The organism is Streptomyces katrae (assembly GCF_002028425.1).
Classification (GTDB): Bacteria; Actinomycetota; Actinomycetes; order Streptomycetales; family Streptomycetaceae; genus Streptomyces; species Streptomyces katrae_A.
The window spans coordinates 756,121-769,176 of record NZ_CP020042.1 but is presented as its reverse complement, the minus strand read 5'-3'; the positions used below and the strand labels follow the sequence as shown (position 1 = coordinate 769,176).

Sequence of the window (13,056 nt, the reverse complement as noted above, 5' to 3'; positions counted from 1 at the left end):
CACAATCGGCGGATGAGCGATGAAGCCCCCCGCGTCCCCGCGCCCGGTTCCCCCCACGACCCCTACCTCTGGCTGGAGGACGTGACCGGCGAGGCCGCCCTCGCCTGGGTGCGGGAGCGCAACGCGGAGACCGTCGCCGCGCTGACCGCCGCCCCCGGGTTCAAGATCGTGGAACGCGAGGTGCGCGAGGTCCTCGACGACGACGGCCGGATCCCCTACACCGTCCGGCGCGGCCCCCACCTGTACAACTTCTGGCAGGACGCCGACCGGCTGCGCGGCATCTGGCGCCGCACCGCCCTGGAGGAGTACCGCACCGAGCGGCCGCACTGGGAGACCGTCCTCGACCTGGACGCGCTCGCCGAAGCGGAGGGCGAGAAGTGGGCCTGGGCCGGCAGCAGCGTCCTGGCTCCCGGCCACCGGCACGCCCTCGTCATGCTGTCCCGCGACGGCGCCGACGCCTGCGTGGTCCGCGAGTTCGACCTGGAGACGCTGGAGTTCGTCGAGGACGGCTTCACCGTCGAGGAGGCCAAGACCCGCGTCGGCTGGATCGACCCCGACCACCTCTGGATCGGCACCGACTTCGGCCCCGCCACCCTGTCCCCCTCCGGCTACCCCCTCCAGGTCCGCCGCTGGCGCCGCGGCACCCCCCTGCACGAGGCCGAACTCGTCTACGAGGGCCGGCCCACCGACCTCTCCGCCACCGGCTGGCGCGACCACACCCCCGGTTTCGAACGGGACTTCGCCGTCCGGAACATCGACTTCTGGAACCAGGAGCTGTTCCTCCTCCCCGAGGACGGCGCGGCCCCGCCGGAGAAGATCGACGTACCGGACGACGCCGGCACCGGCGTCCACCGCGACTGGCTCCTCGTCAACCCCCGCTCGCCCTGGCTCGGACACCCCGCCGGCAGCCTCCTCGCCTTCGGCTTCGACGCCTACCGGGCCGGCGACCGCACCCCGCAGGTCCTGTTCACCCCGGACGAGCGCACCGCCCTCGCCGGCTACAGCTGGACCCGCCACCACCTCATCCTGAGCACCCGCGCCGACGTCTCCTCGCGCCTGGAGCTCCTGACCCCCGGCCCGGACGGCTGGACCCGAGCCCCGCTCACCGGCGTACCGCCCCTGTCGACGGCCACGGTGACCTGCACCGACCCGGACGAGAGCGACGAGTACTTCCTCGACGTCACCGGCCACCTCCAGCCCTCCACCCTCTACCGGGGCGTCGCCGGGACCGCCGGCCTGGAGGTCCTGAAGCAGGCCCCCGCCCTCTTCGACACCGCCGGGCTCACCGTCAGCCAGTACTTCGCCACCTCGCCCGACGGCACCCGCGTGCCCTACTTCGTCGTCGGCCCCGAGGACCGCCCCGGCCCCGGTCCGGCCCTGCTCTACGGGTACGGCGGCTTCGAGATCTCCATGGTCCCCTCCTACAGCGCCGTCACCGGCCGGGCCTGGCTCGCACGCGGCGGCACGTACGTCGTCGCCGGCATCCGCGGCGGCCACGAGTACGGGCCTGCCTGGCACCAGGCCGCCCTCGGCGCGAACCGGGTCCGGGCCTACGAGGACTTCGCCGCCGTCGCCCGCGACCTCACCGCCCGCGGCATCACCACCCCCGCCCAGCTCGGCATCGAGGGCGGCAGCAACGGCGGCCTCCTGATGGGCGCCATGCTCACCCGCGAACCCGGGCTGTTCGGCGCGGTCGTCGCCCACGTCCCGCTCCTCGACATGCTCCGCTTCCACAAGCTCCTCGCCGGAGCCAGCTGGACCGCCGAGTACGGCGACCCCGACGACCCGGCGGACCGGCCCCACCTCGAAGCCATCTCCCCCTACCACCGGATCCGCGCCGACGGCCCCCCGTACCCGCCCCTGCTGCTGCTCACCTCCACCCGCGACGACCGGGTCCACCCCGGCCACGCCCGCAAGATGGCCGCCCGGCTGCGGGAACTCGGGCACCCGGTCCTCTTCCACGAGCACCTCGGCGGCGGCCACTCCGGAGCCACCGACCACCAGCAGACCGCCTTCAACGAAGCCCTGGTGCACACCTTCCTCCGGGAGCGCCTGACCCCGCCGAGGTGACCGACCGGCGCGCTGCCCCGCCCGCCGCCCCCGGCCTGGTGGAATGGACCGGCAGGCGGCCCGCACCGGGCCGCCTGCCGGGCGCGGGAGAGGAGGACACGTGTCGGATCGCGACGGGCACCCCACCGGCCGGACCCGCCACGGGGCCGCGCACCGGACGCCGTCGCCGGCCGAGACCCTGGAGGCCATCGGCACCGGCGACGACGAGACGACCACCTGCCGGGAACTCGCCGCTTTCGTCTTGCGCACCCTGGGCGACGCGGCGGCCGTCGACCTGACCGTCGAGGGCCGCACCGAACGCGTCGCCGCGGCCGGGGCCGTCGGCCTGCTCCGTGCCCCCGCTCCCGCCCCGGTGCCCGCCGGACGGCCCGCCGTCCGCGCGGTCGACGAGGGCCACCCGCTGCGCAGCTGGACCCTGCGCCCCGGTGGCTCCCCGGTGCACGGCCTGTCCGTGGCGCTGACCCGGCACGGGACCTCGTACGGCACCCTCCTCGCGGTGCGCACCGGCACCGCCTTCACCGACCACGAGGCCGCCGCCCTGCACTTCGCGGCACGGGTCGCGGCCGTGCACATCCGCCACGCCCGCCGGCTCGCCGCCACCGAACGCGTCGCGCTCGACCTCCAGCGGGCCCTCGTCGCCGAACCCGGCCGCCCCCACCCCAACCTGCTGATCGCCGGCCGCTACCTGCCCGTCGGACCGAGCGCCCTGGTCGGCGGCGACTGGTTCGAGACGGTCCGGCTGCACTTCGGGCGGACCCTGCTGGTCGTCGGCGACGTGATGGGCCACGGCCTGGACGCCGCCGTCGACATGAACGCCTACCGCTCCACCCTGCGCGAGGTCGCCTCCACCGAGCTCGCCCCGCACCGCGTGCTGCGCCAGCTCGACGCCCTGGTCGCCGAGGACGCGGCCCGCCGCCCCGCCACCTGCCTGCTCGCCCGCGTCGACCCGGCGCGCGGCACCGCCCTCTTCGCCAACGCCGGCCACCTGCCGCCCGCGGTGTTCGCCGCCGACGGCACCGGCCGGCTGCTGGACGTGCCGGTCGGGCCGCCGCTCGGCACGGGCCTGGGCGGGTACGAGTCCGCGGCGCACCCCCTCACCGAGGAGGAGACCCTGGTGCTCTACACCGACGGGCTCGTGGAACGGCGCGGCGAGGACATCGACGACTCCCTGGCCCGCCTGACGGCCCTGCGGCTGCCGGCCCGCGCGAGCCCGGCGGAGGCCGTGGAGGCGCTGGTGGCGGGCCTGGACGCCCGCCACGCCGAGGACGACGTCGCCGTCCTCACGGCCAGGATCCGCTCCCGGCCGCCCGCGCACCCGTGAGCCCGCGCACCCGCGCACCCGCGCACCCGTCGGGCGGTCTCGGGCGTGGGGCGGTCTCGGGCGCGAGGCGGGCTCAGGCGTGGGCGCGGGCGATGAGCAGGACGACGTCGTCGTGCGTGTCGGGACGGCGCAGGGCCGACAGCAGCAGGTCGCAGGTCTCCTCGATCGGGCGGTGCGGGCCCGCCAGCAGGTCGGTCAGGGTCAGCAGCCGGGTGTCGATGTCCTGGTCACGGGTCTCGACCAGCCCGTCCGTGTAGAGGACGAGCTCGTCGCCCTGGTCCAGGGTGAACGCCGTGGTGTGGAAGGGGACGCCGCCGACCCCCAGCGGCACGGCCGTGGTCAGCTGGACCAGCCTCGGCTGGCGCCCGCTGCGCAGGTGCACGGGCGGCAGGTGGCCGGCCGTGGCGATGTGGCAGAGCCGTGAGTGCGGGTCGTAGACGGCGTAGACGCAGGTGGCCATGGCCTCGCCCAGGTCGGCCGTCGCCGCGTCGAGGTGGGTGAGGACCGTCGCCGGATCGAGGCCGAGGCGGCCCAGCGCCCGGGCGGTGGCGCGCAGCTGTCCCATCGTCGCGGCGGCGTTGATGCCGCTGCCCATCACGTCGCCGACGACCAGCGCGGTCCGGTCGCCGGTGAGCGGGATGACGTCGAACCAGTCGCCGCCGGTCTCGTCGGCCGCTCCGGCCGGCTGGTACCGGTAGGCGATGTCCAGGCCGGGGGCGTCCGGCGGGTGCTGCGGAAGCAGATGGCGCTGGAGGGCGAGGGCGGCGTGGCGCTGGCGCTGGTACCAGCGGGCGTTGTCGATGGACACGGCGGCGTGGGCGGCCAGTTCGGCGGCGAGCAGCACGTCGTCCTGGCCGAACGGTACGGGGTTGCGGGCCCGCTTGAGGTCGAGGGTGCCCAGTACCTGGCTGCGGGCGATCAGCGGGACCGCGAGGTACGAGTGCACCCCCGCCTCGGCCAGTTGCCGGGCGGCCTCCTCGTCGCGGGCGATGCGCGGCAGGTCCTCCGCGGTGACGTGCGGGACGAGGACGGGCCGGGCGGTGCGGGCGCAGCGTGCCACCAGCCGGTCGGTGCGGTACAGGGCCACGTCCCCGACGGGGTCGGCGGCGTCCTCGGCGGGGGTGCGGTAGCCGGCCTTGACCGCCAGCGCCCGGAACCGCACGGTCCGGTCGTCGGCTCCGTCGCCCGGACGGCCGCCCGTGAGCACGGTGTCGAGGACGTCGACGGCGGCGATGTCGGCGATCTCCGGCACGGCGACGTCGGCCAGCTCCCGGGCGGTGATGTCCAGGTCGAGGGTGGTGCCGATGCGCACGGAGGCGTCCGCGATCAGTGACAGGCGGCGCCGGGCGTGGGCCGCGGAGACCGCGACCCGGTGCTGTTCGGTCACGTCCACCACCGACACGGCGACGCCGATCACCCGGGAGGACTGGTCCTCCAGCCGGTAGATGGACAGCAGCCAGGCGCGTTCGCCCTCGTCCTCGGAGATCGTGCCGGTGGTGAAGTTGTCCAGCACCGGCACGCCGCTCTCCATGACCTCGCGCATCCGTGCCTCGACGGCCGGAGCGTCGACGAAGGGCAGGATGTCGCCGATCCGCTGCCCGAGGTGCCGTTCGGACGGCACCCCGTTGATCCGTTCCAGGGCGGGGTTGACCAGGACGTACCGCAGGTCGGCGTCGAGGACGGCCAGGCCGATGGGGGACTGGTCGACCAGCCGGAGGGAGAGGGCGAGGTCGCGTTCGACCCGGCGCAGGGTGGCCTGCTCCGAGGCGAGCCCGAGGGCGAACGTCCCGCCGTGGTCGGCCTGGAGCCTCATGTTGCGGAACTCGACGAGCACGGTGTGGCCGTCGCGGTGGCGGACGGGGAAGGTGCCCGCCCAGGCGCCCCGGCCCGCCATCACCTGGGCGAACAGGCCGAGCACCTCCTCGCGGTTGTCCTCCGCCACCAGCAGGGTCGCCGCGTACTGGCCCAGGGCCTCTTCGGCGGGGTAGCCGAACAGGGCGGCGGCCTGCGGGCTCCACAGATGGATCCGGCCCTCGGCGTCCAGTACCACCGCGGCCACCCCGAGGACGTCGAGGAGACCGCCCGCCGAGGGGGACCCGGCCGGCGGGGATCCCGGCTGCGGGGCCGGGGCCGGCGGGGGCGCGGCGGGGCCGGGCGCGGGCGCGGGGGGCTCGTCCCCGGGGCCTTCGGCCGGCGGAGCGGGCTGCGCATCGGCCATCACCGGCCTCCTCACCCGGACGGAGCTCCTTCCATGCTGAGGCCCCGCGCCGGGCCCGGCGACCCGGCGGGGGCCATCGGGACCGGTGGGGCCGGGGGCGAGGGAAGTGGGTGAGGGCCGGGGGCGCCGCCGCGCCGGGCGGCACCCCCGGCCGGGCGGTCAGTGGAAGAGCATGGAGGCGCCGCCGGCCGCCGTCGTGACCGAGGCCGGGCACAGGAAGCTGCCCGAGGCCTTGGTGGCGGTGAAGGCCCGGTTGACGTACTTGCGGGTGCTCCCGTCACGGTCCCACACGATGTTCGTGGCCTTGTAGCGGCAGGAGACGAAGCTCTGCTGGCCGGTGATGTCGATCAGGTCCGTGCGGGCGGTGGCGGTCGCGTCGTCGAACGTGAAGGCCGGGTTGTTGTTGAGGGAGGCGGTGATCCCGCCGTCGCAGGCGAGGTTGCCGCCGGGCTTGTTGATGCTGGTGCGGTCGACGGTGAGGGCGCTGGGGGGATTGGCGCTGGTGCGGGCGTTGGTCCAGGTGCAGGTGTTGCCCGCCACCACGATGACGCCGTCGGCCTGCTGGTCGGCGGTGGGGCCGAGGGCTGCGGCGCTCGTGATGCTGCCGACGGTGGCCGCGAGGGCCAGGGCCGCTATGGCGAGTTTCGCGCGGTTGATCATGTCGCTCCTCTGTGGCACGTCCTTGTGGGGGTGTGGTGCGAGGGCGGTACCGAGTGCGCAGGGAGCGTGCCACAGGGGTCTTGAGAAGTCGCGAGTGATGTCATGCCCGTGTCAAGTATGGCCGGAATGCGACGCCCACCGGCGGGCCGGGGCGGGGAGCGCGCGGTGTCAGGGGAGGTCGGCGGCGGCCGTCTCGGCCTCGTACACGTGCGGGGCGTCGCCCTGCCATTCGATCAGCGGGAGCGTGCCGCCGAGGACCACCTCGTCGGGGTCCGGTACCTCGGCGCGGCGCAGGAACTCGATGACGTCGGGGTCCGAGTGCGCGACGCCCAGGACCGTCTCGCGGCCCTCGGTGCGCAGGCTCACCCGGCGGCCGCCCGACGGCGAGACACGGTGTACGACGATCGGCGCGTGCTCCATCCCTCCACCGTGGATCCGGCCCGGGCCGGGCGCATCCGGACGGGATCCGGCCGGCCGGGCGCTCCGGGCGGGGCGGCCGAGGACGGGGCGGGAGTGCCGGAGTCCGGGCGGGCGGCCCGGGCCCGGGCGCGGGGTCCCGGCCGCCGCCGCCCGGGGCGGCGTACACCGGTGTACTACCTGGGGAGTACGCCGGGAACGCTACGCCCGGGTGACGCGGGTGAGGGCGGGGCCGGTCTAGCGTGATCGTATGGAAACGCGGAGCGTACGCCCGGGACCCCCGTGGCGGCAGTGGGTGCAGCGGACCGGGCGGGGCCCGGCCTGGCGGTCCGCGCTGCTCGTCGCCGTCGTCGCCCAGGCCGGCTCCGGATGGGCCGCGCAGGCGCACACCGGCCGGGTCCCGCTGGACGCCTTCGCCCGGATCCTGCTCCTGACCGGCCCCGCCCTGCTGGTGGTACGGCACCGGTACCCGGTCGCCGTCGCGTACGGGGTCAGCGCCGTCACCCTGGTGTACCTCGCGGCCGGCTTCCCGTACGGCCCCGTTTTCGCCGCCGTGGCGGTGGCCTGCTTCGCGGCCGTCGTCGCCGGGCACCGCGGGGCCGCCTGGGGCGCGGCGGGCCTGCTCTGGGCCGGGCACCTGCTCATCGCCCACTGGCTGTACCGCCGGCTGCCTCCCGCGGGGGACGGTCCGGCCCCCTGGGGGCAGGAGCTGGGCGTCACGGCCTGGGTGCTCGCCATGTTCGCCGTCTTCGAGCTGGTCCGGCTGCGCCGCGAGCAGTGGGCGCGCGAGCGGGCCGAGCGGGCGGCCGCCGCGGGCCGCCGGGCCGACGAGGAACGGCTGCGGATCGCCCGCGAGCTGCATGACGTCCTCGCCCACAGCATCTCGGTGATCAACGTCCAGGCGGGGGTGGGACTGGCCCTGCTCGACACCGACCCCGAGCAGGCCCGCACGGCCCTGACCACCATCAAGGCCGCCGGCAAGGAGGCGCTCGGCGAAATCCGCCAGGCCCTCGACACCCTCCGCGCCCCCGGCGCCGCCCCGCGTGCCCCGGCCCCGGGCCTCGACCGGCTCCCCGAGCTGGTCGAGCAGGCCGCAGCCACGGGGCTCAGGGTCGATACCGAGACCGTCGGGCGGGCCCGGACCCTGCCGCCGGGAGCGGACCTCGCCGCCTTCCGCATCCTCCAGGAGGCCCTGACGAACGTCGTACGGCACTCCGGATCGCGCACCGCCCGCATCCGCATCGGCTGGCGGCCCGAGGCCCTTGAACTGCGGGTCGACGACGACGGCCCGGCCACCGGCAGCCCCGCCGGCGGCAGCGGCAACGGCCTCGCCGGGATGCGGGAGCGGGCCGCCGCCCTCGGCGGCGGCATCGAGGCCGGCCCGCGCCCCGACGGCGGCTTCCGTATACGGGCGACCCTCCCGCTGGACCCCGACCCCGACCGGGAGGCCCCGTGATCCGCGTCCTCCTCGCCGACGACCAGCTGCTCGTACGCGCAGGGTTCCGGGCCCTGCTCGACGCCCAGCCCGACATCGAGGTGACCGGCGAGGCGGCCGACGGGCGGGAGGCGGTCCGGCTGGCCCGGGAACTGCGCCCCGACGTGGTCCTGATGGACATCCGCATGCCGGAAACCGACGGGCTCGCCGCCACCCGCGCCATCACCGCCGACGGCACGCTCGCAGGCACCCGGGTGGTCATGCTGACGACTTTCGAGCTCGACGAGTACGTCTTCGAGGCGATCCGTGCCGGCGCCTCCGGCTTCCTGGTCAAGGACACCGAGCCCGCGGAACTCCTGCGCGCGGTGCGGGCGGTGGTCGCCGGAGACGCCCTGCTCTCCCCGGGCGTCACCCGCCGCCTGATCTCCGAGTTCGCCGCCCGGTCCCGCGAACCGGCCTCCGCCGAGGGGCTGGAGCGGCTCACCGACCGTGAGCGGGAGGTCATGGCCCTGGTCGGCATGGGCCTGTCCAACGAGGAGATCGCCCGCCGCCTGGTCGTCAGCCCGCTCACCGCGAAGACGCACGTCAGCCGCACGATGGTCAAGCTGGGCGCCCGCGACCGGGCCCAGCTGGTGGTCCTGGCCTACGAGTCCGGCCTGGTCCGGCCGGGCTGGCTGGGCTGACGACCGCCCCGTCCCCCCGCTCCCCGATCCCGCGTACTCCCGCGGAAGTACCCGAGGTGCAGCCGGCCGTACGACGCCCCGGACCCCTCCCGGGGGCCACTCTCGGACCAGAACGAGACACCGGCACTCCCGAGGAGCTGAACCACCATGAACCCCCTCACCACCCTCGCCTACGACGGACCCGGCCCGTGGATCCTGTTCGCCCCCCTGATCTGGGCGGCGGTCGTGGTCACGGTCGTCACCGTGCTGCGCCGCACCGCCTGGCGCGGCGGCCGCCGGGCACCGTGGCAGGCGGCCCGCGAGGCCGCGTACGGCGGCCCCTCGCCGATCGCCGTCCTGGGCCGGCGCTTCGCCTCCGGCGAGATCGACGAAGACGAGTACTGGCGCCGCCTCTCCGTCCTGGACGAGCAGTTCGGCCGCCCCCTCAAGGACGGCCCGGCCTGACCCGGCCCGCCGGCCCGACCCGCCCACCCGGCGCCGCGCCCGGGCCGGCGGCGCGTGGGAGGCTGGGGCCATGTGCGGCCGTTACGTCTCCACTCGCAGCCCCGAGGACCTGACGGGCCTCTTCGACGCCGTCCCGCCCGCCCCCGACCTGGTCCTCCCGCCCAGCTGGAACGTCGCCCCCACCGACCCGGTGTGGGCGGTGCTGGAGCGGGCGGACCGGCAGAGCGGGGTCCTGGAGCGGCAGTTGCGGGCCCTTCGCTGGGGGCTGGTGCCGTCCTGGTCCAAGAGCCCGGACGGCGGGGCCAGAATGATCAATGCCCGGGTCGAGACGGTGGCGGAGAAGCCCGCCTACCGCCGTGCCTTCGCCAGACGCCGCTGCCTGCTGCCCGCCGACGGCTTCTACGAGTGGGAGGCCGTCCCGGCGACCGCCACCGCGAAGGCCTACAAGCAGCCCTACTTCATCAGCCCGCAGGACGGCTCGGTGATGGCGATGGCGGGCCTGTACGAGTTCTGGCGCGACCCCGACGTCCCGGACCCGGAGGACCCGGCCGCCTGGTGGTCGACCTGCACCGTCATCACAACCGAGGCCACCGACGCCGCGGGCCGCGTCCACCCCCGCATGCCGCTGGCCGTCACCCCGGCGCACTACGACGCCTGGCTCGACCCCGCGCACGAGGACCCGTCCGCCCTGCGCGCCCTCCTGACCACCCCGGCCGCGGGCCGCCTGGCGGCCCGCGCGGTCACCACGGCGGTCAACAACGTCCGCAACAACGGCCCCGAACTCCTGGCCGACGCCCCCGGCGCACGGTGACGGCCGCCCTCGGCCGCACCCTCAGGCCGGGCCGAGGGCCTGAACGGCGCCCGCTCGGCTCCGGCCGCCTCGACGAGCCGGGTCATCCCGTCACACCTTCCGTACGGTGACGCCGGCCGCCGCCAGCGCGTCGGTCGCGTCCTGCGGCGCCGCCCGGTCGGTGACGACGGCGTGCAGCGCGGAGGCCGGCAGGACATGGGCGAGGGCGGTGCGCGAGAGCTTCACGGACTCGGTGACGGCGACGACCCGGCGGGCCGAGGCGATCGCCGCGCGTTTGACGGCGGCGTCGGCCAGGTCGTAGGCGGTCAGCCCGTCCGCCGCCGACAGCCCGCAGCAGCCGATCACCGCGGTGTCGAACCGCAGCGCGGCGAGCGAGGCCTCCGTCAGCGGCCCGGTCAGTGCGAGCTCCCCGCGGCGCGGCGCCCCGCCGGGGAGGAGCAGCGTCAGGCGGGGCGCGTCGGCCAGGGCGTTGGCGGCGTGCAGGGACAGCGGCATGACCGTCAGCCTGCGGTGGTGCAGCGCGCGGGCCACCTCCAGGCAGGTGGTCCCGCTGTCCAGGACGACCGACTCCCCGTCCGCGAGCAGGGCGGCGACCTCGGCGGCCAGGCGGCGCTTCACCTCCAGCCCGTCGCGGGCGCGCAGCGGGAACGGGGCCTCCTCGCCGCGCAGCAGCAGGCTGCGGGCCCCGCCCCGGTAGCGCTCCAGCACCCCCTGCTCGGCGAGGGCCTCCAGGTCGCGGCGGATCGTCATCTCGGAGGCGCCGGTGAGCTCCGCGAGCTCGGCGACGCTACGGCTGCCACCGGCGCGCACGGCGTCGGTGATCTGCCTCAGGCGGTCTGCACTCATACTCCGATTGAACAGCCAGCGTGTTTGAAACGCAAGTTTCGAACACGAATGATGTTTGTTATGTTCGATCTCATGGAGATGACCACACTCAGGAAGGCGCGCGCCGCCACCACGGCCTGCTTCGCCCTCAACGGATTCGTCATGGGGATGTGGATCGTCCACATCCCGCCGGTGGAACAGCGCACCGGCGTCGGCCACGCCCTGCTCGGCTGGCTCCTGCTCCTCCTGGGGGCCGGGGCCTTCGCCGGGATGCGGATCGCCGGCCCGCTCACCGACCGCTTCGGCGCCCGCCTGGTCGTCCCCGCCGGCGCGGGGCTGTGCAGCGCCGCGGTGGTGCTGCCCGCCCTGGCCGCCGACGCCCCTTCCCTCGGCGGGGCCCTGCTGCTGCTCGGCTTCGGCAACGGCTGCCTGGACGTCGCCATGAACACCCACGCCGTCCAGGTCGAACGCGGCTACGGCCGGCCCGTCATGTCGGCCTTCCACGCCGTGTTCTCCATCGGCGGCGTCCTCGCCGCCCTGGCCGGAGCCCTCGCCCTCGGCGCCGGAACTCCCCCCGCCGCCACCCTGGGCGCCACCGCCCTCGGCGGCCTCCTCCTCGCGCTCCTGCTCGCCCCCGCCCTCCTGCCCGGGGAACCCGCAGCCGCCACCCCGCACCCTTCCGCCGCTCCCACCCGCCGCCGGACCCCGCCGCGCATCCGGATGCTCGCCGTCCTGGCCTTCCTCCTGATGCTCTGCGAGGGCGTCGCCAACGACTGGAGCGTGCTCCACCTGCGCGACTCCTTCGGCGCGCCCGCGGCCACCGCCGCCCTCGCCTACGGGGCCTTCGCCACCGCCATGACCGCCGGCCGGCTCCTCACCGACCGCATCACCGCACGGACCGGTCCCGTCGCCGTCCTGCGCTACGGCGCCGCGCTCGCCGGGGCCGGCCTCGCCCTGGCCGTCGCCGCGCCCGCCGCGCCGGTGGCCCTGGCCGGCTGGACCCTCTTCGGCGCGGGCCTCTCCGGCTGCGTCCCCCAGCTGTTCAGCGCGGCGGGCCACGCCGACCCCGACGCCGCCGGGGCCAACGTCTCGCGCGTCGCGGGCCTCGGCTACCTCGGCATGCTCGCCGGCCCCGCCGTGATCGGCCCGCTCACCCGCCTCGTACCGCTCGGCCCGGCCCTGCTGCTGCCCGTGGCCTGCTGCGCCTTCGCCGCCCTGGCCGCGCCCGCCCTCCGCCCCGACCCGGCCGCCACCGGCGCGGCCACCGTGCCCGGTCCCCACGGTGGGCCGATAGTGGAGCTGTGAGCGACGAACGGACGTGGGACCCCCGAGGGGCCGGCGCGGCCTGGTCCGGGAGCGAGGGCGCGCGGGCCTTCGCCGCGGTGGAGGCGGCCACGGACTGGCTGCTCGGCTACCCCTTCGTCTTCCGGGCCCTGTCCCGCCGGATCGGCGCGGGCGCCGTCCTGGTCGACTACGGCTGCGGGCCCGGCAAGGTGGCCGACCAGGCGGCCCGGCAGCTGGGCGCGCGGGTGATCGGGGTGGACGCCTCGCCCGAGATGCTGGCACTGGCCCGCGCCGCCGGAACCGCCGTCGCGGAGTTCCACCTGGTCGAGGACGGGCGGACGGAGGGCCTCGACGACGCCTGCGCCGACGCGGTGATGTGCAGCCACGTCCTCGCCTCGCTGCCGGACGAGCCGGCGGTGCTGTCGGTGTTCACCGAGGTCCGCCGGCTGCTGCGCCCCGGAGGACCGTTCGTCCTGCTGTCCACCGACCCCGACTGCGGGGGCGCGGAGTACGCCTCCCTGCGGATCGGCGATCCCGGCACGGTCCACACGCCGGGCCAGGGCCTGACCGTGCGGCTGCGGCGCACCGACGGCTCCTGGCAGGAGGTGCGGAACCACGCCTGGCCCGTCGGCAGGCTCCCCGGGCTGCTGGAACGGGCCGGTTTCCGGGAGGTGGTCCAGGAGCGCCCGACGGTCGCGGAGGCGCTGGAGACCGCCGACCCGGACCTGGTCCGAAGCCGCCCCTGGACCGCCGAGCGGGAGCGTCCCCCGCTCGTGGTGACCACGGCGCTGGCGGCCTGACCCGTCTGGGTGAACTTCGGCACCCTGACCCGTACAAGTCGGGTCTGGGCTACACCTACTGACGGAACGTCGGCAGACCGGCGGCGGC

Annotated in this window: 12 protein-coding genes; 8 read left to right on the top strand and 4 right to left on the bottom strand. The window is 75.9% G+C overall.

The features are described 5' to 3' along the window. Positions 1-12 precede the first annotated feature (12 nt). Both B4U46_RS03630 and B4U46_RS03625 read left to right on the top strand, forming a co-directional pair. A complete protein-coding gene (locus B4U46_RS03630) occupies positions 13-2,070 on the top strand; it encodes a prolyl oligopeptidase family serine peptidase (RefSeq protein ID WP_079424017.1) in 2,058 nt (685 codons plus the stop codon). A gap of 100 nt (positions 2,071-2,170) precedes the next feature. Continuing rightward, the gene (locus B4U46_RS03625; protein ID WP_237292598.1) at positions 2,171-3,391 is read left to right on the top strand and encodes a PP2C family protein-serine/threonine phosphatase; all 1,221 of its coding nucleotides are present in this window, start codon (positions 2,171-2,173) and stop codon (positions 3,389-3,391) included. A 73-nt stretch (positions 3,392-3,464) separates the two neighbouring features. Here the strand turns inward: B4U46_RS03625 and B4U46_RS03620 are convergent, their stop codons facing one another. The 3 genes from B4U46_RS03620 to B4U46_RS03610 all read right to left on the bottom strand — a co-directional run bounded on the left by B4U46_RS03620 (position 3,465) and on the right by B4U46_RS03610 (position 6,689). Then, complete coding sequence (locus B4U46_RS03620; protein ID WP_079424014.1) at positions 3,465-5,609, bottom strand: SpoIIE family protein phosphatase; 2,145 nt, start codon at positions 5,607-5,609, stop codon at positions 3,465-3,467. Positions 5,610-5,768: 159 nt separating this feature from the next. Beyond that, positions 5,769-6,269: a hypothetical protein gene (locus tag B4U46_RS03615; RefSeq protein ID WP_167747567.1), complete on the bottom strand. Its 501-nt coding sequence runs from the start codon at positions 6,267-6,269 to the stop codon at positions 5,769-5,771. A 168-nt stretch (positions 6,270-6,437) separates the two neighbouring features. Further along, a complete protein-coding gene (locus B4U46_RS03610; RefSeq protein ID WP_079424010.1) occupies positions 6,438-6,689 on the bottom strand; it encodes a hypothetical protein in 252 nt (83 codons plus the stop codon). Between the two features lie 247 nt (positions 6,690-6,936). Here B4U46_RS03610 and B4U46_RS03605 point away from each other — a divergent pair, with 247 nt between their 5' ends. The 4 genes from B4U46_RS03605 (at position 6,937) to B4U46_RS03590 (ending at position 10,059) form a co-directional block, all read left to right on the top strand. Beyond that, entirely contained in the window at positions 6,937-8,142 is a 1,206-nt protein-coding gene (locus B4U46_RS03605) for a sensor histidine kinase (protein WP_079424008.1), read from the top strand. After that, positions 8,139-8,804, top strand: coding sequence for a response regulator (locus B4U46_RS03600; RefSeq protein ID WP_079424006.1), 666 nt, complete (start codon positions 8,139-8,141; stop codon positions 8,802-8,804). The genes B4U46_RS03605 and B4U46_RS03600 overlap by 4 nt, the downstream gene beginning before the upstream one ends. Before the next feature lie 147 nt (positions 8,805-8,951). Beyond that, entirely contained in the window at positions 8,952-9,248 is a 297-nt protein-coding gene (locus tag B4U46_RS03595; RefSeq protein WP_079424005.1) for an SHOCT domain-containing protein, read from the top strand. 70 nt (positions 9,249-9,318) lie between these two features. Then, positions 9,319-10,059 (top strand): SOS response-associated peptidase, encoded by a 741-nt coding sequence (locus B4U46_RS03590; protein WP_079424003.1) that lies wholly within the window; start codon positions 9,319-9,321, stop codon positions 10,057-10,059. A gap of 90 nt (positions 10,060-10,149) precedes the next feature. On the opposite strand, the gene B4U46_RS03585 is transcribed toward B4U46_RS03590, so the two are convergent. Then, entirely contained in the window at positions 10,150-10,905 is a 756-nt protein-coding gene (locus tag B4U46_RS03585; protein WP_079424001.1) for a DeoR/GlpR family DNA-binding transcription regulator, read from the bottom strand. 72 nt (positions 10,906-10,977) lie between these two features. Between B4U46_RS03585 and B4U46_RS03580 the strand changes: the two genes are divergently transcribed. Further along, positions 10,978-12,189 carry an MFS transporter gene (locus B4U46_RS03580; RefSeq protein ID WP_079431539.1) on the top strand — a complete coding sequence of 404 codons (1,212 nt, stop codon included), beginning with the start codon at positions 10,978-10,980 and terminating at the stop codon, positions 12,187-12,189. Beyond that, positions 12,186-12,968, top strand: coding sequence for a class I SAM-dependent methyltransferase (locus tag B4U46_RS03575; protein WP_159036887.1), 783 nt, complete (start codon positions 12,186-12,188; stop codon positions 12,966-12,968). The genes B4U46_RS03580 and B4U46_RS03575 overlap by 4 nt, the downstream gene beginning before the upstream one ends. The last annotated feature ends 88 nt before the right edge of the window (positions 12,969-13,056 follow it).

Bases quoted from the DNA above. Each gene is read 5' to 3' on its own strand.
- B4U46_RS03615 (WP_167747567.1), bottom strand. From the start codon at position 6,269: ATGATCAACCGCGCGAAACTCGCCATAGCGGCCCTGGCCCTCGCGGCC.
- B4U46_RS03590 (WP_079424003.1), top strand. From the start codon at position 9,319: ATGTGCGGCCGTTACGTCTCCACTCGCAGCCCCGAGGACCTGACGGGC.
- B4U46_RS03585 (WP_079424001.1), bottom strand. From the start codon at position 10,905: ATGAGTGCAGACCGCCTGAGGCAGATCACCGACGCCGTGCGCGCCGGT.
- B4U46_RS03620 (WP_079424014.1), bottom strand. From the start codon at position 5,609: ATGGCCGATGCGCAGCCCGCTCCGCCGGCCGAAGGCCCCGGGGACGAG.
- B4U46_RS03610 (WP_079424010.1), bottom strand. From the start codon at position 6,689: ATGGAGCACGCGCCGATCGTCGTACACCGTGTCTCGCCGTCGGGCGGC.
- B4U46_RS03630 (WP_079424017.1), top strand. From the start codon at position 13: ATGAGCGATGAAGCCCCCCGCGTCCCCGCGCCCGGTTCCCCCCACGAC.
- B4U46_RS03595 (WP_079424005.1), top strand. From the start codon at position 8,952: ATGAACCCCCTCACCACCCTCGCCTACGACGGACCCGGCCCGTGGATC.
- B4U46_RS03580 (WP_079431539.1), top strand. From the start codon at position 10,978: ATGGAGATGACCACACTCAGGAAGGCGCGCGCCGCCACCACGGCCTGC.
- B4U46_RS03605 (WP_079424008.1), top strand. From the start codon at position 6,937: ATGGAAACGCGGAGCGTACGCCCGGGACCCCCGTGGCGGCAGTGGGTG.